Genomic DNA, 22,376 nt, shown 5'->3' with positions numbered 1-22,376 from the left:
TTGTTCTTTTAGAATAGCTTTTATATTTCCCCCGCTGCCATACGAATCCTTTCGTGTGTTTATAATATTATAAATTAAAGATTCTAATAATATATGAAAAAATCAAAGCCACACAATACAATCGTGCGGTAGCGGGGCAAATAATTATTTAAGAATGTGATTAACGGTATTTCGCCATTTCTCTCTGCTACCGCACGAATCCTTTCGTGTGGTTACAGTATTATAAATTATATAATTTTAACCGAGCCACACGATGCAATCGTGCGGTAGCAGGGTTAAGTCCAAATCTACGCATTACAATAATTTTACAAGGTATAATATTTCATGACAAGTTAGTATATTAAGATAAGTATTCCTTACGGGAAACCATATTCCACAAAAAAACCGCCCTACAAAAGCAGAGCGGTCTATATATTAAATTGTCTCAACGACACGTTGTTACATCATTCCTGGCATTCCACCACCCATTGGCATAGCTGGTTCAGCGCTCTTCACTTCAGTGATAACACATTCAGTTGTTAAAAGCATTCCAGATACAGAAGCTGCGTTTTCAAGGGCAACTCTTGTTACTTTAGTTGGGTCAATGATTCCTGCTTCAAGCATTTGAACATACTCGTCAGTTTTCGCATTGTATCCGAAGTCTCCTGTTCCTTCTGCTACTTTAGCAACAATTACAGAACCTTCACCACCTGCGTTAGCAACGATTTGTCTTAATGGCTCTTCGATCGCTCTTTTCACGATTTTGATCCCTGTGTTTTCGTCAGCGTTAGCACCAGAAAGATTGTCCAGAGATTTAATTGCTCTTACTAAAGCAACACCACCACCTGCAACGATACCTTCTTCTACAGCAGCTCTTGTAGCGTGTAGTGCATCATCTACTCTGTCTTTTTTCTCTTTCATTTCTACTTCAGAAGCAGCACCTACATAAAGTACAGCAACACCACCAGCTAACTTAGCTAATCTTTCCTGAAGTTTCTCTCTGTCGTAGTCAGAAGTTGTAGTTTCCATCTGAGCTTTGATCTGAGCTACTCTTCCTTTGATTTTCGCTTCGTCACCACCACCGTTTACAACCGTTGTGTTGTCTTTGTCGATCGTTACTTTCTCAGCAGTTCCAAGCATGTCTAAAGAGATGTTTTCCATTGTGAAACCTTGCTCTTCAGAGATCACCTGTCCACCTGTAAGGATAGCGATATCTTCTAACATTGCTTTTCTTCTGTCTCCGAATCCCGGAGCTTTTACAGCAGCAATTTTAAGAGAACCTCTTAGTTTGTTCACTACCAAAGTAGCTAAAGCTTCACCTTCAACTTCTTCAGAGATGATTAATAGAGACTTACCACCTTGTGCAATTGGCTCAAGAACCGGTAACAATTCTTTCATTGAAGAAATTTTCTTCTCTACTAAAAGGATATATGGGTTTTCTAGTTCAGCTAACATTTTCTCAGGGTTAGTCACGAAGTAAGGTGACTGGTAACCTCTGTCGAACTGCATACCTTCTACAACATCTACCGTTGTATCGATACCTTTAGCTTCTTCTACAGTGATTACACCTTCTTTTCCAACTTTTCCGAAAGCCTCAGCGATTAAAGCACCGATTGTTTCGTCGTTGTTAGCAGATACAGAAGCAACTTGCTTTACTTTATCTGTAGAATCTCCCACAGCCTGAGACTGTGCTTTTAAGTTTTCAACAACTGCAGTTACTGCTTTGTCGATTCCTCTTTTAAGATCCATTGGGTTAGCACCAGCAGCTACGTTCTTAAGACCTTCTCTTACGATAGCCTGTGCCAATACAGTAGCGGTAGTAGTACCGTCTCCTGCGATATCATTAGTTTTGGAAGCTACTTCTTTTACCATTTGCGCTCCCATATTTTCTACTCTGTCTTCAAGTTCGATTTCTTTTGCAACAGACACACCATCCTTAGTTACGTGTGGAGCACCGAAAGATTTTTCAATGACTACGTTTCTCCCTTTAGGACCTAAAGTTACTTTTACTGCATTAGCCAATGCATCTACTCCTCTCTTTAGAGCGTCTCTTGATTCAATATCGAATTTTATTTCTTTTGCCATGTTGTTTAGCTTTTGGCGAATTGCTTATAGCTCTTAGCTTTGCGAATTCGTTAGTTTAACTTTATTTTTTAATTTCCATTGAGCCTGTTCCACAGAGTTACAAGCTTCTTTTTTAGTGTTGTCAATTCTTCCAAAAGATTTTGGAAATCATTTTCATGAATGTATCCTAAATCTTTAGCAAGAATCAATTGGTTTTCAGCTTCATTGGATGATCCCAGTGCAATATTGATGAAATTGGCAAATTCTTTATCCGAATTTCTGCCACTTCCTTCTGAAATATTATATCCGATGGATGCAAATGATCTTTTGATTTGAGAGGTGAGTCCAAAAATTTCCTCTTTTGGAAAACTTCTGGTTGAAGTATAGATTTTTAAAGTCAATTGATGACTTAATTGCCACACTTCAAATTTTTTAAAATCTCTCATGAATTAATTTCAACTCAGAAAAGCCATTTGCCAGAAGCCAATAGCCAGAAGCTTACCCAATGATTCCCAATAAATCAGCTTCTCTTACGATCAAGTAATCTTTACCTTCCAACTTCAATTCAGCACCTGAATATTTTCCATAAAGAACTTTGTCACCTACCTGAACTGTTGTAGGCTCATCTTTTTTACCAGGACCTACTGCCACTACAGTACCTTCTTGCGGCTTTTCCTTTGCAGTGTCCGGGATAATGATTCCTGAAGCTGTTTTAGTTTCTGCTGCGATTGGCTCTACCAGAACTCTGTCTGCCAATGGTTTAAAGTTTACTGACATAATATATTTATTTTTTAATTATTTCTGTGTTGTAATTCTCTAAATGTATGCCATGAGACACTGGTGGCTGAAATGGCAGACTTTTATTTCCGAATGTGAAAATTTGGCAGAAAAATTATTTTTTACGGGCCGGGAATCCGAAAGCATAGCTCGTCACTACCGGTACTACAAACAAAAGAACAGTGATGGCGGAAACTAATATTTCCATAGTATGGCTGGCTAAAAACTGAGCGAATGCCGTAGCAGGGTAGAAATGCTCAAATAATGACAAACTTAGTTTAACTCCTAAAATAGCAATGACGATAAAAGCTGCAGTTTCCAGGAAAGGGAATACCTGCATGAGACGAACAAACCATTGCGCAATAAATCTCATCGCTAGAATTCCTATAAATACACCCAGCGTAATCAGAAGTAAATTGTCTGAAAAAGCCACTGCTGCAAAAACATTATCTATAGAAAAAGCAAGATCCATTACTTCTACGATAGCAACCGTTGCCCAGAATTGGCCCAATAATCCGATGGAATTTTTATACAGCCAGCTGGATTCTTTGTCCGGGTTTTCTTCTTGATTTTCTTCATCATTTGTGTTTTTAATTTTTTTGATGAACCAGTCAAAGGAAATGTAGATCAGGTAGAATCCTCCCAATGGTTTCAGCCACCACACGGAAATCAGTACGGAGGCAAAAATAAGAGCCAGTCCACGAAATACATAGGCTCCAAGGATTCCATATTTCAGGGCTTTTTTTCTTTGATGTTCGGGTAGATCCATGACGATAGTAGCCAATACTGCTGCATTGTCTACAGAAAGAAGGCTTTCGATCAGGATAAGATTGCCGATAATAGCAATGGATTTTGCAGGGTTTTCTACGATGTCATTGAAGAGGTGTGTAAAATCAGGAAATATCATTTTTTAAGGGAATAGAATTTTGATTAAGTTTTGAAATAATGGCAGCAGAAACTGAAATGCCGATGAAATTGGTAACCGATCTGGCTTCATTCATAAAGCGGTCTATGCTGTATAAAAGCGCAAGATCTGTGGTGGGAATTTTTCCAAACCTGCTTAGGGTAAACATCAGGGCAAGAAAACCTGAGCCTGGAACTCCGGAAGCGGTTTTGGAAGCTATGGAAATTGTTATAAAAAGCCAGAAATAATCCATTGGCGTAAGAGAAATATTGTAAAGCTGAACGAGGAAAATACATGAAATAGAAAGATAAATGCACGCTCCTGCCAGATTGAAATTGTATCCCAGAGGAATGATAAGACGAAGAATTTTTCGGTCATAGCCTTGTGATTCCATTTTGTCAAAGATCATTGGGAAGGCAGTTTTTGAAGAAGATGTTGCCACTACAAGAATGATTTCTTCTTTGATGCTGATCAGAAAATCCCAAAGATTAATTTTAAAGTAAGCCGTTAAAACGCCTAATATCCCGAAAATAAAAAATACACTGGTAAGATATACCGTAGCGACAATTTTGCTTAACGGTAGGAGAGTATTAATTCCATATACTGAAATTCCGTAGGCGATATTAGAGAAAATGACGATAGGAAGAAACAGGTAAACATATTTGATAAGTTTGAAAAACAAATTTCTTCCCGCATCTAAAGCTTTAAAAATGTTATTCCTCTTCTTTGAAAGACCAATCACAATTCCTGCAGAAATTGAGATTAAAAGAAAAAGGACATAGTTGCTGATGTGTAATGGGTTTGAAGTCTTTATTAAAAACCTTTCAGGGAGTTCTTTATGAGAAGAAATAATAATTCCTGTATTGGCACCCGGTTTTAAAAGAAGACCAGACCCGATTCCCAATAAAATACTGATGGAGGTAATGATTAAAAAATACAGAACCATCTGGCTTACAATTTTAAAAGCATTTTTGGTACTGAAAATATAGCTTACCCCATACGTTACTGCAATGAAAATAACAGGAATAATCAAAACTTCAAGAAGCGTGAAAAAATAACTGCTTACCGTTTCCAGATGTTTACTGACTTCCGGAAAATAATAACCGGTCAATGCTCCACAGATAATTGCTGTGAATACATAAAGCGTAAGGTTTCTTAGATAAGAGTCGGTAAATGTTTTTTGCTTGGCAGTTTTCATCATTCACTTTTTATAGATGGTAAGATTACAATATTCAAAGATATAACCTTATATAATACCAAGAATCAAAGCACTCAGTAACATTACAATTGATGATCCGATAGCCCATTTTAAGGTGAATTTCAGGTGGTCAGAGAATTCTACACCGGCCAGGGAAACCAGCAGATAAGTAGAAGGCACCAATGGACTTAATAAATGAGAAGCCTGCCCTACAAGACTGGCACGTCCCAAAATATCAGGAGGAATATTCAACTGGCTGCCTGTAGCTGTAATCACAGGTAATATTCCAAAATAATAAGCATCATTGGTAAGGAAAAAGGTAAGTGGTACACTGAATATTGCGGTGATGACATTCAGATAGCCGCCCCAGGTTTTAGGAACAATACTGATAATGCTGTTTCCCATAGCATTCATAATTCCGGTTCCATTCAGGATTCCTGTGAAAATTCCTGCTCCAAAGATCATTCCTGCTACTGATAACGCATTCCCTGCATGTTTTGAAATGATTTTCTGCTGGTCTTTCAGTTTCGGGTAATTAATCAGGGAAGCTATGCAGAAGGCAATCATAAACGCAATTCCCAAAGGAATAATGTCCAGAATCATCACGCAAAGAAGGATAATAGTCAGGATTAAATTAACAATAATAAGCTTTGGGCGTCTTAATGCAGGGTCATTTTCACCGGCAATATCTTGTCCGCTGTATTTGGTATATTTTCCATGTTTGCTGATTCTTTTTTTCTCCCGAACTCCCAGAATATAGGCCACAAAAAATACCCATACCAGCCCGATCAGCATAACCGGAATCATAGGGACAAATATTTCAGTATGCCCCAGTTTAAGGGAGCTCATCACTCTTGCGGTAGGGCCACCCCATGGTAGAATATTCATAATACCACCTGCAAGCATGATAATACAGGTTAAAACCAGAGGGTTCATACCCTGTTTTTTATAAAGAGGGAGCAATGCTGCCACTACAATAATGTAAGTGGAAGAGCCATCACCGTCTAAAGAAACTAAAGTGGTGAGAAGGGCAGTTCCGATGGTTGTTTTTACAGGATTATCTCCTACAGCTTTTAATATGGCATTGACAAGTGGCTCAAAAAGCCCGGTATCAATCATCAGACTGAAGTACAGGATGGCAAAAATCAGCATAACCCCCGTAAGTGCTATTTCTTTTACTCCATCTTTCATCATTTTCCCCAGATCAGGCCCGAATCCTGCTACTAAAGCTATAAGAACTGGCACAAGGACTAAAGCGGTAAGAGGAGTCATCTTTTTGTTCATGATGAGAATCATGAAGATGAAAATCATTAAAAAACCAAGAAATGTAAGCATAGTTATCTATAAATATTAATGAGATTATTGTTGTTTCTTTTTTCTCCAGTCAAAACTGTTTCTGAAGCCTATAAATCCGTAATTACTTGTTTTTCCGGTTTCCAGTTGATTGATGAAGGCTAGTTCCAATGCAGAGTTTTTGCCTACTTTTATTCCAAGACCTGCGGTAATACGATTGCTATCGAAAGGCTCTACTTTATCCACATTCATTCTTATTTCATTTTTAAGAATACCATAGAGTTTTTCTTTTTCTCCTTTTTTATTGAAAGGAATTCGTACAGAGATCAGGTATCGGATTCTTACCTCAAATTCATCGGGATTGCTGAGGAAACGTTCTTCCACTCTAAGACGGTTGGAGATGGAGGTTCTCCCGATGAAATACTCAGCAGTTACTTGCTGGAAAGGCCTTTTTTCATATCTTATCTTTTTAGAATCGTCGGCATTATAAGATTCTAGGATCAGAAACATGGCTCCTGCGGCAGGTCTTATATTTTCTGCCACTTCATAATCTACATAGGCATTCACAAGGAAAAGTCGGGTGTCATAAGCCAGGTCAAAAGAACGGTATTGGGTAAGCGCGGTTAAAGTACTTTTATCAGTCAGCTTTGCTGACATCAGGTACTGAAACCACATATTATAATTGTCTTTGCTCTGGCTGTATAAAAGACCATTCAGTAGACAAAATGATAAAATAAGCGTTGATTTTATATTAAGTTTCATGTAATATTTGATTAATATTGCGGTTTCTCAAATATATTTATTCAGAAGAGCGGGCCCGGATTTTTTCAATCAATGACAGTTTTTCTCAACGAACTGCATTTTGAGACAAAAAGATATTATATTTGATGCGTTTCAAAATAAGGTATGGACTATGTTTTTAATCATTAATTTTATTATTATATTATTGATTATCAGAATTTTATTTAGTGGTAAGATTCTGAAAAGCCTTATGACGTACCGCTGGAAATTTTTGTTGAGGTTTCAGCACATTTTTTTCCTTTTTATCTTCATTCTGATGACTTATTTCACCGAAAACTACTTCCTGGATTCAAATCAGTTGGTGATAAGTATTATTTTGAATACAATTTTCAATGTGGGAATTTATTATCTGGTGTATTATTATCTGGTGCCCAGATTCTATTTGTCGAATAAGTATCCGGAGTTTATTCTCTATGCTTTAATCCTTTTTTTAGGGTCCAGCCTTTTCAGAATTTTGTGGGAACCTGCCGTTTTCCAGATGGATTTCAGTGGTGAGGGTTACCATGTCGGCTTTCTGTATAATGTGTACATTTCACAAGGAATCATCATTCTGGTGGGTTCTTTTTTGGGAATTACCAAAGACAAATTTTTAATAGAACAGGATGTGATCAGCCTTGGAGAAGAGAAAGATCAGCTTTATCTTGATTTGCTGAAGTCGAAACTGAATCCTCATTTTTTGTTGAATACCCTTAATAATATATATGCCAATAGTTTTACCCATTCGGAGAAAACATCGGATTCTATTTTGCAGTTGAGCAAACTTCTGAAATATATTATTTACGACAGTGGAAAAGAAAAAGTAACGGTTTCTCAGGAGTTTTCTTCCCTGAAAGCGCTTGCTGCATTGTATCAGCTTAAATACAATAACCAGCTTGATATTGTAATGGATATTGAAGATCAGGAAGAATTTGACATTGCTGAAATTCCGTCTGCTATACTTCTTACTTTATTTGAAAATGCTTTAAAACATTCGGCAATTGGAGAAGATGCTCATGCTTTTATAAAGCTATTCTGTAATATTGAGCGCTCTGAACTGTATTTTGAAATCATAAATTCTGTCGGGAAAGATAGAACTCTTGTAGCTGAATCTGATTATCACGGATTGGGTAATGAAGCAATTATTCATATATTGGAAAAATTTTATCCTGATCAGTATGAATTTTATTCCGGACCGAAAGAAAATGATCAATATAAAATTGCTTTAACAATTACTATCAATGGCTAACCTGACTATCGTTAATGTAGATGATGAATATCCTGCATTACAGCTTGTAAAACAATATTGCGATCAGCTTGAAGAGGTTGAACTGCTGGCTTCATTTCAGAAACCGGAAGAAGCACTGGCGTTTCTGAAAGCCAATAAAGTAGATCTGGTTGTTTTCGATATCAATATGCCTGGGATTAATGGAGTAGAGCTTTTGCAACAGCTTCCCGATCCACCACTGTGTATTTTTCTTACACTGGAAACAAAATATGCAGTAAAAGCCTTTGAGCTTGATGTTGTTCATTATCTTATCAAACCTGTAGATTTTGATACATTTAAAAAAGCAGTCAATAAGGCAAGGGATTTTGTTCAGTTTAAAAGCTCAGCAAGCAGTCAGCAACAAGAAGACTTTATTATGTTCAAATCCAACTATGTGATGAATAAAGTCTTTCTAAAAGATATTCTCTGGATACAGGGATTCGGGGAATATATTGTGCTGATGACGCCGTTGAAAAAGTATATGATTCTGGAAAGAATGTCCAATTTTGAAGAGAAGTTTCAGCATTTCGGATTTATTAGAATTCATAAGTCTTATATTGTATTATCAGAACATATCAATTCGTATAATTCCAGCCATGTTTTTTTGAAAAATGGCGATGAGCTTCCTTTGGGGAGAACCTATAAAAAGAATGTAAAAGAACATTTAAGTTAAAAAGAGGTTGTTCCAAAGTGTCATTCTGAACGAAATAAAATGGAGTGAAGAATCTTATATGGTTATAAGTAAGATTCTTCCTTCGTCAGAATAACAAAAGTCAAATTATTTAACCTTTGGGACAGCCTCTTTTTTAATTGTTATCTAAGGATTGAATTATGGGCAATATTGTCCAGGTCCGATCCACAGGATACATTGTCCTTTGTAATTGTACTCACAGCAAATACGTCCTGCTGCTCCGCCATTGATAGATTTCTGAGCATCTCTGCTTAATAATTTAGCGTTTTTCATAGTTAATAATATTTTGTTTGTACGTTCCTGAGCATTTAAAGTCAATCAGGATTTTGACATTTGGTGTAAAAGAAGTGAATCAAAGATACTATTTTTCTTTATTGTGTGATATATTTTGTTGAGAATTTTTACAATAAAATTTTGATTATCAGATTATAAAGAATATGTGTAGTGGAAAAACAATTAAAGCCGGAAATTTCCGGCTTTATCAAAATTGTTATCAGATGACAGAACTAAGGACAGTTTTGCCCCGGCCCGATCCATAAAGTACATTTTCCGTTGTCGTCGCGTTCGCAGCATACAAGTCTGGCAGCAAGCCCGCCATGAATAGTTTTCTGAGCATCTCTGCTTAGTAGTTTTGCATTTTTCATAGTTAAAAATATTTTGATGGGTACGTCCTGAACATTTAAAGTCAATCAGGTTTTTGACATTTGGTGTTTATGGTGATTCAAATATAAAACTTTTTAAGTCAGGTTGTTATGTTTTTTGTAGACGAAAGTGAGATATTGGTATCTGGATTTAAGTAATTTATGGAGCTGTTTCTAAATACATTTTTCTTCCTGCCATTTCTATATCCTGCTTTACAATTTTCCTTGTTACTGAATCAATATAATAGGTTACTGTGGTTGCTTTGTTGCTGATGTCATCATTGGTTTTTACTGTCCAAACCGGTTTTCCTTTATATTCTGTCTTTTGAGTATCCAGAATGTAAGCTTTCATTATCCCTTTTTTTTCAGATTTTGGATTGTAATCGAAAATAGAAATCTCAGCAGTGTAATTTTCTTTCAACGGAAGATATCTGATCAGCTGGGCATAGCTGCTGCTGTCAAAATAATGATCTGCAGGAATTTCAACCATATCTTTTTTCTGAGATTTCTTATCAAGATAATATCCGGTGACCTTATTTTTTTCAGACTTGAGAACCATGTCTCTCATTGAATTGTAAGAAGAGTGGTAGACTGGGGTGAAATTGGCTGTTTTGACAAGAGTAGAATCCGTCCATTTAGCATCCGGAGCCTGTTTCATTTTTACCGTTGTTCTGATCAAAAGATCTGCTTTATTCAGTTTTTTGACTTCAGTAATAATGCTTCCTATTTCTATCTTTGTTCCCGCATTTTCAGCAAACCATACAGCTTCAGAAGTTTCATCCTGGATAAGTTTTGAGTTGATCCCGGAATTTTCAGGAGTAAGTAGCTTCTGGGAAAAAAAATTAGCACTACTTAGTATTAAAAGGAAAAGAATAGTTCTCATGATCTTTTTAATAATAAGTAGTGCTGTATTTGTAAAAGTTACAACCTTTTGATTTTTAACTCTTTCCTGCGGCTTGCATTGGGTTGACTTTTCCGGTTGAGCCTCCTCTTACAGAACCTCCTCCTTGTTTTTGTTTGAAAAGTTGGAATTTTGAAGTTTCACTTCCTGCTCCTGCATTACTCCAGAAATTATTGCTTGTATCAATATCAGCAGTTTCTCTCATTGGATCCAGCTGAATAGATTTTACTTTCTTATCAAAATAATAGGTCTTGGAAACTTTTTGTTCGTTCAGTCTCCAGATCTGTGCTGCAGATTTGTCATATACTTTTGATCCGTCTTCAAAAGTGAACTCAAGAATGATTGGCATTACCAGACCGCCTTTGTTCACAAAATCTATCTGATATCCTGTTATATTTTTGAATTTCTCTTTGTCCTTGGCATCTAAAGGAAGACCTGCTTCTGTTTTGATGGTGTATTGCTTATTATTATCAATCTTTTCCTGGCCTCTGTCATATCTGTAATAGAAATCCTGAAGATCTTTATCACCATCTACATAGAACTTGATATTCTTATCTTCTCTGTTTCTGATTTTTGAAAGGTCTTCAAAGCTATTTACCAACGGTTTTTCAACCTGATATTTTACTTCAGCAGCAGCTCTTGGATCACTCTCAAGATTAGGAACAGCAACCGTTACTTTATCAATAGCAATATCTACAGGATCTGTACCGTAGAACCAGCCTCTCCAGAACCAGTCAAGGTCTTCACCGCTGGCATCTTCCATTGTACGGAATAAATCTGCAGGTTCAGGATGCTTGAATGCCCATCTTTTGGCATACGTTTTAAATGCTTTGTCGAAAAGCTCTCTTCCCATGATTGTTTCACGAAGAATATTCAGTCCTGTAGCAGGTTTTGAATAAGCGTTCGGACCATACTGAACAATATTTTCAGAGTTACTCATGATAGGTTCCAGCTGATCTTTCGGGAGTTTCATATAATCTACGATTGTCCATGCCGGTCCTCTTTTGGATGGGAATTTATTATCCCATTTTTCTTCTGTAAGATATTCTGTAAAGGTATTCAACCCTTCATCCATCCATGCCCATTGTCTTTCATCAGAATTGATGATCATAGGGAAGAAGTTGTGGCCAACCTCGTGGATGATTACTCCGATCATTCCATTTTTTGTCCCTTCAGAATAGGTTCCGTCTTTCTCGGTTCTTCCGAAATTGAAACAAATCATCGGATATTCCATTCCGTTTGCTGCTTCTACAGACTGTGCCACAGGATATGGATAAGGAATGGTAAATTCCGAATAGGTTTTGATGGTATGGGCTACCGCTTTTGTAGAAAATTTTCTGTAAAGACCGTAAGATTCTTTTGGATAGAAACTCATTGCCATTACTTTATTATTGTTTTCAGGAATCGTTACGCGCATTCCGTCCCAGACAAACTTTCTGGAAGAAGTCCATGCAAAATCACGAACATCTTTCGCTTCGAAAACCCATGTTTTTCTTTGTTTTGAATGATTTTTCTCGGCTTTTTTAGCTTCGTCCAGCGTTACAATTTCGATAGGCTCAGCTGCATTTTCTGCTTTTCTGTATCTTGATAACTGATCAGATGTCAATACCTGATCGTAATTTTTACATTCTCCTGTTCCGCCAACAATATGATCGGCAGGTACATTCATGGAAACCTTAAAGTCTCCGAAAACCAAAGCAAATTCACCTCTTCCGGTAAACTGATGATTCTGCCAACCCTGGAAGTCACTATAGACGCACATTCTTGGGTACCATTGCGCCATTGTATACAGATCATTGCCATCTTCAGGGAAGTTTTCAAAACCTCCACGGCCTCCCATTTTAATTCTGTCGGAGATATTATAGTTCCAGTCTACTTTGAAAACGAATTTCTCACCCTTTTTTAAAACTTTGGGAAGATCAATACGCATCATCGTTTTGTTGACTGTATACTTCAATGGATTACCTGAAGCATCTGTTACTTTTTCCAGACTTACGCCATAACCGTTATCTTTTACAGGAAGCTCTGTAGCCTTAAGCTGCTGGTCCGTAGTGGAAGAACGAAGTACAGACGAAGTGTCATATCCTGCATTTCTGATGCTTGAATGTTCGTTTTCATCAAGCTGCAGCCAGATATAGTCCAGCTCATCGGGCGAATTATTGTAGTAAGTCACCGTTTCTGAACCTTTCAGATTTCTTTTATCTTCATCCAGATAAGCGGTGATGTTATAATCGGCTCTGTTCTGCCAGTATCCGTGACCTGGAGCTCCTGAAGCCGTTCTGTAGATGTTGGGTGTTGGTAGAATAGTTCCTAGCTGCTCAAACTTGTTACCATGATTGCTGCCCGGGTTATTCTGAATATTTTGTGCGGTGAAACCTGTATATGCAAATACAGAAAGTGAAAGTATAACAACTTTTAGTTTCATAACCGAAATGATTTTTTAATGATCAAAGATAGTAATTACCTGTTGAATTGATGAGAATATTTAACTTTTAAAAAGGAATTCTTTCCAAAGTCATTTTTAAGGATAAAGCAAATACTCCGGAAGAAACAAAGAGTATCCAGTCTTTTTTATTCACTTTGAAAAGATTGAGTGAAAGAAACAGGATGATTAAAATTGCTGCAACAATGACAATCTGACCAAGTTCCAAACCAATATTAAACCCAAGGAGAGGTAAAGCAATACTTTGGCTTTTAGCAATCATTACTCTTGCTGTGTTGGCGAATCCCATTCCATGAACCAAACCGAAGATCAATGCAAGATAATAGTTGGCCCGCATCAAAGTCTGTTTCTGATTTTTCATGATAATATTATCCAGTGAAGTAAGAACAATGGTTAAAGGAATTAAAAACTCCACCCAGTCAGAAGGAACTCTGAAAACATCCAGAATGCTTAAAGCTAATGTAATAGAATGTCCGATTGTAAATGCAGTAACAAGAATCAGTATTTTTTTCCAGTCACTGTAAGAGTAGACAGCAATCAAAGCCAAAACAAAAAGCTGATGATCCAGGGCATCCAGAGAAATAATATGTTCCCATCCAAGGTTTAAATAAAAAAGAAAATCCTGCATTTTGATTAAAAAATTTTATATTTTGAATATATTGTTAAAATATTATTAATTTTATTATTTGATTTAATTTTTACGCTTAATCTTTATTAATATTTTATATTATTTATGTTTTAAATAAAAATTGTATAATTGTATTGCTTAAAAATGAAATATGGATATCAAAAAATTATTTTTTACAAATGTAAACATTTCACATGGAGGAGCGAAGCTTCTTAGAAATGCTACAGCAGCCTTTTTGGGATTGTACTCCTACGCTTTTTACGGACAGGTACAGAAACTGGATTCCCGGTTTGATATTTTATTGAAAAATAAAGAAAGTATTGCTAAGGGAAGAGCTGTAAAAGAACTGGAACGTCCTGATATGAAACTTGACCAGCACCTGGTAGTGACTTCAAAAGGAGCACAAACCATGTATTCATGTATTGTTTACACGAAGGAGCCTGAAAAACTAAAAGCAGACGGATTTATTGTACAAAGCCAGTTTCCCACTTTTTCCACAGCTTTAGCTTCTATTGAAGATATTGAAAGACTGACTCAGCTTCCGTATGTAACTTCTGTAATGGGACCGCAGTTTGATGAACTTCATAACGATGTGAGCCGTGCTCAGTCCGGAGCAAGTCTTTTGCAGGATGGTGTTTTCAATAACACAGCTTATAATGGAACAGGAGTTTTAGTAGGAATTTATGACACTGGAATAGACTGGAAACACCCGGATTTCAGAAAAGCTGATGATCAGACCAAAAGCAGAATTGTTTCTATTTGGGATCAGACATTAACTGCCCAAGCGGGAGAAGTTACCCCGATAGGGTTTTCTACTGGGGTGGAATATACAAAAGCACAGATTGATGATGAACTGGATGGCACACCCACTGGTTTTGTTCGTGAAAATGATACCAATGGTCATGGAACCCATGTTTCAGGTACTGCTGCTGGAAATGGCTCTGCTTTTACGGATAAAAGACATAAAGGATTCTCGTCTGATGCGGATATTGTTTTTGTAAAAGGAGGAAACGGATCTTTTCCTACAACAAATACCATTAATGCTTTGACCTACTTCAAAAATGTGGCGACAGCACTTAATAAACCTATTGTTGTCAATATGAGTATCGGAGGTCAGAGCAGTGCCCATGATGGAACTTCAAGCCATGAAGTAGCAGTTAATAATTTTACCACTTCAGCAGCGGGAAGAGTAGTTGTTATTTCAGCAGGTAATGATTACGGAGATAATCTTCACAGAAAAGTTGATATTGCCGCTAATGCTTCCCAGACTTATAATTTTACGGTAGCAAGCAATACTTCTGCAGCTACAGTATTTTCATTTATAATGTATGCCAATGATAATACTCCTGTTACTGCAAAGCTAACTACTCCCGATGGACAGCAGTATACTCAGAACATAAGTACAACTACAGCTCATAATATTTTGGGAGGTGGGCTTACAGCAACAATGTATAACTATTGGAGCAATGATAATAATAAAAGGTATGTTCAGCTGGTAATTACCAGAACTTCAGGAACCACCAATGTTCAGGGAAATTATACATTGGAAATTACCAATAACGGAACACAGCAAATCTCAACCCATGGCTGGCTGTATAGCCAGGGAGTACAAACCACGTTGCAAAACGGGGATAATGAATATATTGTAGGAAGCCCGGGGAATGCTTCTAATGCTATTACAGTAGCATCATATATGGGAAGACCAAGCTGGTATAGTACGGGAGCTTATTCTACCACAACCCCACAGGAATCTATCTCTTCATTCAGTTCACAGGGACCAAGAGTGGATGGGGTTCAAAAGCCGGATATCGCAGGTTCAGGCCAGAATGTGATTTCATCAAGATCCAGCAATTCTGCTCCGGCAGCAACAGATATTATTTCAGGCACCAATTATTACGTGAAAAACCAGGGAACAAGTATGTCTTCACCGGGAGTAGCTGGAGCAGTAGGGTTATTACTGCAGGCTAATCCTTCATTGACGGCAGCACAGGTGAAAGCCCGCCTTACAGCTAATGCAAGAATGGATGGTGCCACTGGTGTCGTTCCGAATATGAGATGGGGATATGGTAAATTGGATATCTATAAAGCTGTTACTGATGAAATAGGATGTGTAAAATCCAATTTTGAAACAGTAAGTTACGATGAGCCATACATTGTAGCCAATACAGAATTTAATTATTATTTTGATAATATGGCTCTTGCGGTAAGATATACGCCTACATTAACAGGGAAACTGGGAGGGTTCTCTTTTGTATCAGGGTCTTCAATTCCTTCAGATATCCCGGTGGATATTCAGATCAGAAAGGTGGATGCCAACGGAAATCCCGGAGATATTATTGCTACTAAAACCATTACTTCATGGCTTAATAATATTCAGAGATATACCTGGAATTATATCAATCTTTCAGATTTGAATGTACAGATGGTAACCGGAAAAGAATTTTATATTGTTGTTAATGGATTAGGGGGAAGAATTGCCATGAAAGCAGAGAATGCTGTACTGAATAGCAGATCTAAAACTTCTACTGATGGTACTACATGGACTTCCAGAACATTTGATCTTAAAATGAGAGCGGTAATCTATGAAAACGTTGCTGAAGTAAAGAATTTAGCAACTTCCAACCAAACAAAAGCGAATACGGTAACAAATGGTTATAACTATTTTACAAATGCGTGCCAGCTTATCTCAAGAATAGAAAAAGAAATGGGCAGTACTGTAACAGGAAATGTTACCTCAAAGGTATGGGTAGATAATGCACAGCCAAATTATGTTGCAAGAAGATATGAAATCAATTCAGATGCAAATACTACTACAGCTACCGGAAAAGTAACTTTATATTTCAAGCAGAGTGATTTCGATGCTTATAATCTGACCAATGGAGTGAAATTACCTACTTCACCTAACGATGTAGCCAATAAAGCGAATCTTCTTATTGAAAAATATACAGGAACAAGCACTACGGGTACAGTTGCTTCTTTTGGAGGAGCTGCCACGGTTATTACACCAGATGTTGCAGATATTATCTGGAATGGCACCTACCAATATTGGGAAGTCAGTTTCCAGACAACAGGTTTTGGGGGGTATTTTGTTAAAACAGGAACAACATTAGGAACAGCTGATGTAAAGATGAATTCAGAAGTGAATATCACTCCGAATCCTGCCAAAGATTTTGTTAACGTAGTATTGGGAAGACATTCTAAAGGAACGGTAACCATTTATGATGTTTCAGGAAAATTGATTAAAACAGTAAATGTGAATACTAATTCAGGTAAAATTGATATTTCCGAACTGATAAAAGGAACGTATCTGTTCACCATAATGCTCGAGGATAATACAAAAATTACAAAAAAAGTAATTAAGCAATAAATCTTCATCGATCAAATTCAATGAAAAGCAGCAGTTTCTATAACTGCTGCTTTTTTTATATTTGCTGTAAAATAAGATTCATGTCAGGTAAGTTTTTTTGGAGTTTTCTTTTATTATTAACAATAACTTTTCAGAGTTTTACAAAGAGTGAAGCTTTTCACCCATATCACGTAGGCTCTGTAGAAATTAATTATAATTCAAAATCCAGAACATTTGAAGTGACAGGTAGATTTTTCCTGGATGATATGGAAAATGGTTTAGGAAAAAAATATGGAGGCGCTTTTCATTTTAATGATGAAAAATACAAAGCAAAATTGAACGACGCTCTGCAAAAATATTGTGCAGAATATTTTAAACTAAAAGCTGATAACAAATTTTTGAAGATAAACTATATCGGTTATGAAGAAGACCAGGAATCTGTAAATATTTTTATGGAATCAGAACCTGTAGCTGCCCCGAAAAAAGTGGAAACAGCCGTAAGTTTTCTGTATAATCTTTTTGATGATCAGATCAACATTGTCCATATTATTGTAAACGGACAAAGAAATAGTGAAAAACTTACCTATCCTAACCGCTATATGTTTAAAACCTTTTAATCATTTATATTTTATAATAAAACTTATGAAGCAGTAACTAAAGTTGCTGCTTTTTTTACGTAAAATAAAGTTGAAATAAGTCACTATATAACGACTAATATTTTTTGACTGATGATTTGATAAAATGTTAAATTTTAATTATTAACATATTTTTTAATTATATTTTCAATTATTTTGTTATTTTCATGAAATATTTATTCTTATTGTTTAAATTTTGATATTTTATTTAATATGTTGATGTGTTTATTTTAATATTATTTTAATAATTTATTTATATTTTTTTTGAATTATAACAATTAAATCAATTATATTATGAAGTGAAATAAATTTATTATCTAGTGCTTTTTACCAACAACAATTTTATATAGTCAGAATTAATCTGATTATACTCACCACAACTTTGCTATGATTTCATATTTTTTTTATAGGATGAAACCTTTAAAATAGTACACGTTCTTCCAAAGAAAATGAATAAGTAGCCCAATTATTAAATAACTTAATATGAAAAGAAAGAACATTACACTGACACTACTTACAATCAGTAGTTTTGCTTTTGCTCAGGTAGGGATTAATACAGCTAATCCAACTACAACGTTGGATATTACTGCAAAAAACCCAACGGGAACTTCTAATGCTGTAGACGGCCTTTTAGTAGCACGAGTAGACAGATTGAGAGCCCAAAGCATGACAGCAATTCCAACTTCTACAATGATCTATGTGAATAGTGTGGGAAATGGCTCACAAGGAGGAAATGCTGTAAATATTGATACTGTAGGGTATTATTATTATAATGGATCAGTATGGGTTAAGCTTCATAATCCAGGTAATGCCATTGATACTAATATTTATAATACCAATGGAACACTAACCGGAAACAGAACGGTAACTCAGGGAAGCAATACATTGGCCTTTACTGCAAATGCCACAAATGCTTTTTCTGTTAACGGGAACAACTTTTCAGTAGATGCTCTTAACAGAAGAGTGGGAATAGGAACAGCAGCACCCACCAGTTTTTTATCCGTCTTAAATCCTATAGCAGGAAATGTTACAGATATTCTGTCCGCTGGAATTGATAACTGTGGAGCTCCATGTGGTCAGGCGACTCCAAGAAATATTACCTTATACAATAATAATGTCACTAATACCTTATTTGGAGGAATTGAATTTATTCCCTCCACAAGTTCTTCTGGTATTACGGGAGCATCTATTATAGGAATAGACAGAGATGCTACAAATAATTATGCAGGATTACAGGTTTTCACCAGAAATGCTACAGATTATGCTGCAAGAATGACGATAAAATCTTCAGGAAATGTGGGGATTGGAACAGTTGTTCCCGCTACAAAATTAGATGTTCAGTCTGCAGGAACCCCTGCCGTTCCGGTAGCAGCTATAAAAATTGTAGATGGAAATCAATCGAACGGATATGTCCTTACTTCTGATGCTGCAGGAGTAGGAACCTGGAAAGCAATTCCTGCAACAAGTTCTGTAAATATTTATAATTCAGATGGAACTTTAACCGGAAACCGTGCTGTAACACAAGGAAGTAATACGCTTGCTTTTACGGGAACAGCTGTAAATGCTTTTTCTGTAGATGGTACTACTTTATCAGTAGATGCTGCGAATGATAGAGTAGGATTAGGAACTGCAGCACCTACCAACAGACTACATGTTAATGGAACAGATCCTTTACGTTTACAGGGAACTACGGCCGGAAATACAACGACAGACCCACTGATGGTATTGGATGCTAACGGTGTTGTGAAAACCATTGGAACACTTGGAGCATTATCCATTCCAAACCCGGCGCTTTTCAGACTGGATACAGCGCAGAGTGATTTTCTTAATGGTGTAGCTGCAGGAAGCTCATCAACTGTTCCTATGACTGTTGTAAAAAATTCAATCTCCGGAATGAGTTATAATGCAGGAACCAGTACCATTACATTTCCTGCGGGAACTTATCAGATTACTTTTGTATATGAGGCACTTCATAACAATGATAACGGAACTACAGTAGAAGCTGACAAATGTAGAAACAGCTCGTATATTGTGGATTTTCCTACCGGAGCAGCCGGAACTCAGAGAATCCATAGTACAGCCTATCATAATTCAGGTATTTTATCCAACCATGGTGGGACTATTACTTATGCCACTACCGTTCCTGCGGGAAGAACCTGGCCTATTCGACTGGGAAGAGGGCAATCTGGAAACTGTTCAGGTACCGGGATGACTCTGGCGGCAACTTCAACTCAGCTTTTAGTATTCAGAATTGGAGATTAATATTATTAAAAAAACTTAATAGAAAAGTGTTCCCAAAAGCTTTTCTACAAAGTATTCAGGCATAAAAAATTCTAATAACACAAATTTATAGAACACTTATCTTTTATTATAAGGTAAGTGTTTTTATTTTAAACTAATTATCCAGTTGTAAAAGAGCATTAATTCCCTTTACATGGGTTAAAAGATCAGGAAAAAAATCATCGTAACACTGCTGAAGATGGTCTTTGTTTTTCAAAAAAGCTTCAAAAACAGGAATATCCTTATCAAGGTACTTCGCTTTATTCAAAACATTCTGAATGCTGAATTTAATTCCCCAGTCTTCACGGTAATTATAAAGCCAGTCATCATGCTCCATTTTCACAAGCATCTTTTTGAAATTTTCAGGAAGCCATTGTTCATAGGCATTTAAAACACGATAAACTTTAAGGGAATGGGCTTTCCATTCCGGAAGAGAATTCAGAGAAAGATCCTTGGCTACAAAATGATCCATAGAGACATCTACAAACGCACCTGCATATAGCCTTACCAAAGGAGCGAATACCTTTTTGGCTTCATGAATGGCAGGATGAGAATCGGTGTAAGTATCAATAGCTCTGTGCAGAGTAATTCCGTCCTGAATATCTTTCGGGAAAGTAAAACGATCTCTGTTACGGATAAAGTCCTCGAGAAACTGCCCCACGATCTGACCGTCGGTAAAAGAAAGAAAAGAATGCGCCAGATAATTCATAAATTAAAGGTATGAATTAAATGTGAATGTTTGATAAGAGAGTGAATAATGAATAGTGAATAGTCAATCCGCTTTGCTTGTGAATTTTTATCCACGCCCAATTGACAATTGACTTGCGAAGCAAAATTGACCATTCATAATTTTACCATTAGTGAATCCACTTCGCTTGTGAATTTTTATCCGCATTCTGATTGATGATTGACTTGTTCAGCAAATTGCCCATTCACAATGCTATCAATTGTCAATCCGCTTTGCTTGTGAATTTTTATCCACGCCCAATTGACAATTGACTTGCGAAGCAAAATTGACCATTCATAATTTTACCATTAGTGAATCCACTTCGCTTGTGAATTTTTATCCGCATTCTGATTGACTATTGACTTGTGCAGCAAAATTGACGATTCGCATTAAAAAAGTCTCTCATGAAAATCTTCAATCTTACTCACTTCTTCAATCTTGATTCCAAATTTTCTTTTCGGGATTTTATTAAGATTGGAAACAAATATTTTCTCATAACCTAATTTTTCAGCCTCAGTAATTCGCTGTTCAATCTGGGCTACCGGACGAATTTCACCACTTAATCCGATTTCTCCGGCAAAGCAGTAATGTTCAGAAATCGCAATATCTTCATTAGAGGAAAGAACAGAAGCAATGACCGCTAAATCCAGTGCCGGATCGTCTGTTTTTATTCCTCCGGTAATATTCAGGAAAACGTCTTTTGCTCCCAATTGGAAACCTGCTCTTTTTTCCAGTACAGCCAAAAGCATATTCAGTCTTTTGGAGTCAAAACCGGTACAGCTTCTTTGAGGAGTTCCGTAAACAGCTGTACTCACCAATGCCTGAATCTCCAGAAGCATAGGTCGGTTTCCTTCCAGAGTTACGGCAACGGAGTTTCCGGAAAGTTCTTCAAATTTTTTGGTGATCAGAATTTCAGAAGGGTTTTTAATCTCTTTCAATCCCTGAGAAATCATTTCATAGATTCCAATTTCTGAAGTAGAACCAAAACGATTTTTATTAGCCCTTAATAATCTGAAAAGGTGATTTCGGTCTCCATCAAAATTCAGAACAACATCCACCATATGCTCCAGAACTTTTGGTCCGGCAATTTGTCCGTCTTTGGTAATGTGTCCTACAAGGAAGACAGGAGTGTTATTTTCTTTGGCATATTTGATAATTTCATTAGAACATTCTCTGATTTGAGAAACAGTTCCCGGAGAACTTTCTATCAGTTGAGACTGCAGGGTCTGAATAGAATCAATGATCACGAAATCAGGTTCCAGTTTTTTGGCCTCATGAAGAATTTTTTCCAATGAAGTTTCAGTGAAAAGAAAACAGTTCGGATTTTGAATGTCTGTAAGTCTGTCCGCTCTCATTTTAATCTGAGAAGCACTTTCTTCCCCAGAAACATAGAAAACTTTTTTCTTCATTTTCAAAGCAAGCTGAAGCAAAAGGGTAGATTTTCCGATTCCCGGTTCGCCGCCAATCAGAGTCACAGAACCCAAAACAATTCCTCCTCCCAAAACACGGTTAAGTTCTTCAGAAGGTGTTTTTATTCTCGGCTCTTCGCTGGTTTCCACTTCAACAATATTGATGACATGTTGTTTGGTTTTTGAAAAAGGAGGAGTTTTATGAGACGGTTTCTCTACAACCTCTTCTACTAAAGTGTTCCATTCTCCACAGTTTTTACATTGTCCCAGCCATTGAGGATACTGGGTTCCGCAGTTTTGACAGAAATATGCTGTTTTCAGTTTTGCCATACTGCGAAGTTATAAAAAAGCATTTTTCTTTCAGAATCTAAATGAATTTAATATTAAAAACTAATCCATGTACGGTAGAAATATCT

At 36.6% G+C, this 22,376-nt stretch carries 19 protein-coding genes; 5 read left to right on the top strand and 14 right to left on the bottom strand.

Features of this window, described 5'->3' with window-relative positions; translation table 11 throughout:
• Positions 1-438: 438 nt before the first annotated feature.
• The 7 genes from groL to ACKTTZ_RS04425 form a co-directional block, all read right to left on the bottom strand.
• Entirely contained in the window at positions 439-2,064 is a 1,626-nt protein-coding gene (gene groL / locus ACKTTZ_RS04455; protein WP_034696141.1) for a chaperonin GroEL, read from the bottom strand.
• A gap of 68 nt (positions 2,065-2,132) precedes the next feature.
• Positions 2,133-2,489, bottom strand: coding sequence for a four helix bundle protein (locus tag ACKTTZ_RS04450; protein WP_407847549.1), 357 nt, complete (start codon positions 2,487-2,489; stop codon positions 2,133-2,135).
• Positions 2,490-2,541: 52 nt separating this feature from the next.
• The gene (gene groES / locus ACKTTZ_RS04445) at positions 2,542-2,820 is read right to left on the bottom strand and encodes a co-chaperone GroES (protein WP_034696138.1); all 279 of its coding nucleotides are present in this window, start codon (positions 2,818-2,820) and stop codon (positions 2,542-2,544) included.
• Positions 2,821-2,935: 115 nt separating this feature from the next.
• Entirely contained in the window at positions 2,936-3,727 is a 792-nt protein-coding gene (locus ACKTTZ_RS04440; RefSeq protein ID WP_407847547.1) for a TerC family protein, read from the bottom strand.
• A complete protein-coding gene (locus tag ACKTTZ_RS04435) occupies positions 3,714-4,925 on the bottom strand; it encodes a cation:dicarboxylate symporter family transporter (protein ID WP_034696136.1) in 1,212 nt (403 codons plus the stop codon). Before ACKTTZ_RS04435 ends, ACKTTZ_RS04440 begins: the two co-directional genes overlap by 14 nt.
• 45 nt (positions 4,926-4,970) lie before the next feature.
• Positions 4,971-6,257 carry a CitMHS family transporter gene (locus ACKTTZ_RS04430; RefSeq protein WP_407847544.1) on the bottom strand — a complete coding sequence of 429 codons (1,287 nt, stop codon included), beginning with the start codon at positions 6,255-6,257 and terminating at the stop codon, positions 4,971-4,973.
• Positions 6,258-6,281: 24 nt separating this feature from the next.
• Positions 6,282-6,977, bottom strand: a complete 696-nt coding sequence (locus ACKTTZ_RS04425) for a DUF2490 domain-containing protein (RefSeq protein WP_253317332.1) — start codon at positions 6,975-6,977, stop codon at positions 6,282-6,284.
• A 295-nt stretch (positions 6,978-7,272) separates the two neighbouring features.
• Between ACKTTZ_RS04425 and ACKTTZ_RS04420 the strand changes: the two genes are divergently transcribed.
• Positions 7,273-8,241 (top strand): sensor histidine kinase, encoded by a 969-nt coding sequence (locus tag ACKTTZ_RS04420; RefSeq protein WP_253317333.1) that lies wholly within the window; start codon positions 7,273-7,275, stop codon positions 8,239-8,241.
• Positions 8,234-8,932, top strand: coding sequence for a LytR/AlgR family response regulator transcription factor (locus tag ACKTTZ_RS04415; protein ID WP_407847542.1), 699 nt, complete (start codon positions 8,234-8,236; stop codon positions 8,930-8,932). The genes ACKTTZ_RS04420 and ACKTTZ_RS04415 overlap by 8 nt, the downstream gene beginning before the upstream one ends.
• 156 nt (positions 8,933-9,088) lie before the next feature.
• On the opposite strand, the gene ACKTTZ_RS04410 is transcribed toward ACKTTZ_RS04415, so the two are convergent.
• From ACKTTZ_RS04410 to ACKTTZ_RS04390, 5 genes are all read right to left on the bottom strand, one after another.
• A complete protein-coding gene (locus ACKTTZ_RS04410) occupies positions 9,089-9,223 on the bottom strand; it encodes a hypothetical protein (protein ID WP_255812661.1) in 135 nt (44 codons plus the stop codon).
• 233 nt (positions 9,224-9,456) lie between these two features.
• Positions 9,457-9,594, bottom strand: a complete 138-nt coding sequence (locus ACKTTZ_RS04405) for a hypothetical protein (RefSeq protein WP_185103689.1) — start codon at positions 9,592-9,594, stop codon at positions 9,457-9,459.
• A gap of 157 nt (positions 9,595-9,751) precedes the next feature.
• The gene (locus tag ACKTTZ_RS04400; protein ID WP_034696131.1) at positions 9,752-10,474 is read right to left on the bottom strand and encodes a hypothetical protein; all 723 of its coding nucleotides are present in this window, start codon (positions 10,472-10,474) and stop codon (positions 9,752-9,754) included.
• 55 nt (positions 10,475-10,529) lie between these two features.
• Positions 10,530-12,917: a M1 family metallopeptidase gene (locus tag ACKTTZ_RS04395; RefSeq protein WP_034696130.1), complete on the bottom strand. Its 2,388-nt coding sequence runs from the start codon at positions 12,915-12,917 to the stop codon at positions 10,530-10,532.
• A 67-nt stretch (positions 12,918-12,984) separates the two neighbouring features.
• Positions 12,985-13,563, bottom strand: a complete 579-nt coding sequence (locus tag ACKTTZ_RS04390) for a HupE/UreJ family protein (RefSeq protein ID WP_034696129.1) — start codon at positions 13,561-13,563, stop codon at positions 12,985-12,987.
• 151 nt (positions 13,564-13,714) lie between these two features.
• On the opposite strand from ACKTTZ_RS04390, the gene ACKTTZ_RS04385 reads away from it, so the two are divergent.
• The 3 genes from ACKTTZ_RS04385 to ACKTTZ_RS04375 all read left to right on the top strand — a co-directional run bounded on the left by ACKTTZ_RS04385 (position 13,715) and on the right by ACKTTZ_RS04375 (position 19,806).
• The gene (locus ACKTTZ_RS04385; protein WP_407847539.1) at positions 13,715-16,930 is read left to right on the top strand and encodes a S8/S53 family peptidase; all 3,216 of its coding nucleotides are present in this window, start codon (positions 13,715-13,717) and stop codon (positions 16,928-16,930) included.
• Between the two features lie 80 nt (positions 16,931-17,010).
• Positions 17,011-17,526 (top strand): DUF6702 family protein, encoded by a 516-nt coding sequence (locus ACKTTZ_RS04380; protein WP_407847537.1) that lies wholly within the window; start codon positions 17,011-17,013, stop codon positions 17,524-17,526.
• 501 nt (positions 17,527-18,027) lie between these two features.
• Positions 18,028-19,806 (top strand): hypothetical protein, encoded by a 1,779-nt coding sequence (locus tag ACKTTZ_RS04375; RefSeq protein ID WP_407847535.1) that lies wholly within the window; start codon positions 18,028-18,030, stop codon positions 19,804-19,806.
• Between the two features lie 133 nt (positions 19,807-19,939).
• Here the strand turns inward: ACKTTZ_RS04375 and ACKTTZ_RS04370 are convergent, their stop codons facing one another.
• Together ACKTTZ_RS04370 and radA are read right to left on the bottom strand one after the other, a co-directional pair.
• Positions 19,940-20,533: an ACP phosphodiesterase gene (locus ACKTTZ_RS04370; protein ID WP_034696126.1), complete on the bottom strand. Its 594-nt coding sequence runs from the start codon at positions 20,531-20,533 to the stop codon at positions 19,940-19,942.
• A gap of 407 nt (positions 20,534-20,940) precedes the next feature.
• On the bottom strand, positions 20,941-22,290 hold the full coding sequence (radA, locus tag ACKTTZ_RS04365; RefSeq protein ID WP_034696125.1) for a DNA repair protein RadA: 1,350 nt from the start codon (positions 22,288-22,290) through the stop codon (positions 20,941-20,943).
• Between the last annotated feature and the right edge of the window lie 86 nt (positions 22,291-22,376).

Source organism: Chryseobacterium sp. KCF3-3 (assembly GCF_045865955.1).
Classification (GTDB): Bacteria; Bacteroidota; Bacteroidia; order Flavobacteriales; family Weeksellaceae; genus Chryseobacterium.
The sequence above is the reverse complement of the archived record's forward strand: the minus strand, read 5'-3'. Positions and strand labels throughout refer to the sequence as shown.

What these genes read in the sequence shown, in the direction of transcription:
- ACKTTZ_RS04370 (WP_034696126.1), bottom strand. Translation starts at nt 20,533, where the DNA reads ATGAATTATCTGGCGCATTCTTTTCTTTCTTTTACCGACGGTCAGATC.
- ACKTTZ_RS04375 (WP_407847535.1), top strand. Translation starts at nt 18,028, where the DNA reads ATGAAAAGAAAGAACATTACACTGACACTACTTACAATCAGTAGTTTT.
- ACKTTZ_RS04385 (WP_407847539.1), top strand. Translation starts at nt 13,715, where the DNA reads ATGGATATCAAAAAATTATTTTTTACAAATGTAAACATTTCACATGGA.
- radA (WP_034696125.1), bottom strand. Translation starts at nt 22,290, where the DNA reads ATGGCAAAACTGAAAACAGCATATTTCTGTCAAAACTGCGGAACCCAG.
- ACKTTZ_RS04395 (WP_034696130.1), bottom strand. Translation starts at nt 12,917, where the DNA reads ATGAAACTAAAAGTTGTTATACTTTCACTTTCTGTATTTGCATATACA.
- ACKTTZ_RS04415 (WP_407847542.1), top strand. Translation starts at nt 8,234, where the DNA reads ATGGCTAACCTGACTATCGTTAATGTAGATGATGAATATCCTGCATTA.
- ACKTTZ_RS04405 (WP_185103689.1), bottom strand. Translation starts at nt 9,594, where the DNA reads ATGAAAAATGCAAAACTACTAAGCAGAGATGCTCAGAAAACTATTCAT.
- ACKTTZ_RS04410 (WP_255812661.1), bottom strand. Translation starts at nt 9,223, where the DNA reads ATGAAAAACGCTAAATTATTAAGCAGAGATGCTCAGAAATCTATCAAT.
- ACKTTZ_RS04425 (WP_253317332.1), bottom strand. Translation starts at nt 6,977, where the DNA reads ATGAAACTTAATATAAAATCAACGCTTATTTTATCATTTTGTCTACTG.
- ACKTTZ_RS04390 (WP_034696129.1), bottom strand. Translation starts at nt 13,563, where the DNA reads ATGCAGGATTTTCTTTTTTATTTAAACCTTGGATGGGAACATATTATT.
- groL (WP_034696141.1), bottom strand. Translation starts at nt 2,064, where the DNA reads ATGGCAAAAGAAATAAAATTCGATATTGAATCAAGAGACGCTCTAAAG.
- ACKTTZ_RS04420 (WP_253317333.1), top strand. Translation starts at nt 7,273, where the DNA reads ATGACTTATTTCACCGAAAACTACTTCCTGGATTCAAATCAGTTGGTG.
- ACKTTZ_RS04430 (WP_407847544.1), bottom strand. Translation starts at nt 6,257, where the DNA reads ATGCTTACATTTCTTGGTTTTTTAATGATTTTCATCTTCATGATTCTC.
- ACKTTZ_RS04380 (WP_407847537.1), top strand. Translation starts at nt 17,011, where the DNA reads ATGTCAGGTAAGTTTTTTTGGAGTTTTCTTTTATTATTAACAATAACT.
- ACKTTZ_RS04435 (WP_034696136.1), bottom strand. Translation starts at nt 4,925, where the DNA reads ATGATGAAAACTGCCAAGCAAAAAACATTTACCGACTCTTATCTAAGA.
- groES (WP_034696138.1), bottom strand. Translation starts at nt 2,820, where the DNA reads ATGTCAGTAAACTTTAAACCATTGGCAGACAGAGTTCTGGTAGAGCCA.
- ACKTTZ_RS04400 (WP_034696131.1), bottom strand. Translation starts at nt 10,474, where the DNA reads ATGAGAACTATTCTTTTCCTTTTAATACTAAGTAGTGCTAATTTTTTT.
- ACKTTZ_RS04440 (WP_407847547.1), bottom strand. Translation starts at nt 3,727, where the DNA reads ATGATATTTCCTGATTTTACACACCTCTTCAATGACATCGTAGAAAAC.
- ACKTTZ_RS04450 (WP_407847549.1), bottom strand. Translation starts at nt 2,489, where the DNA reads ATGAGAGATTTTAAAAAATTTGAAGTGTGGCAATTAAGTCATCAATTG.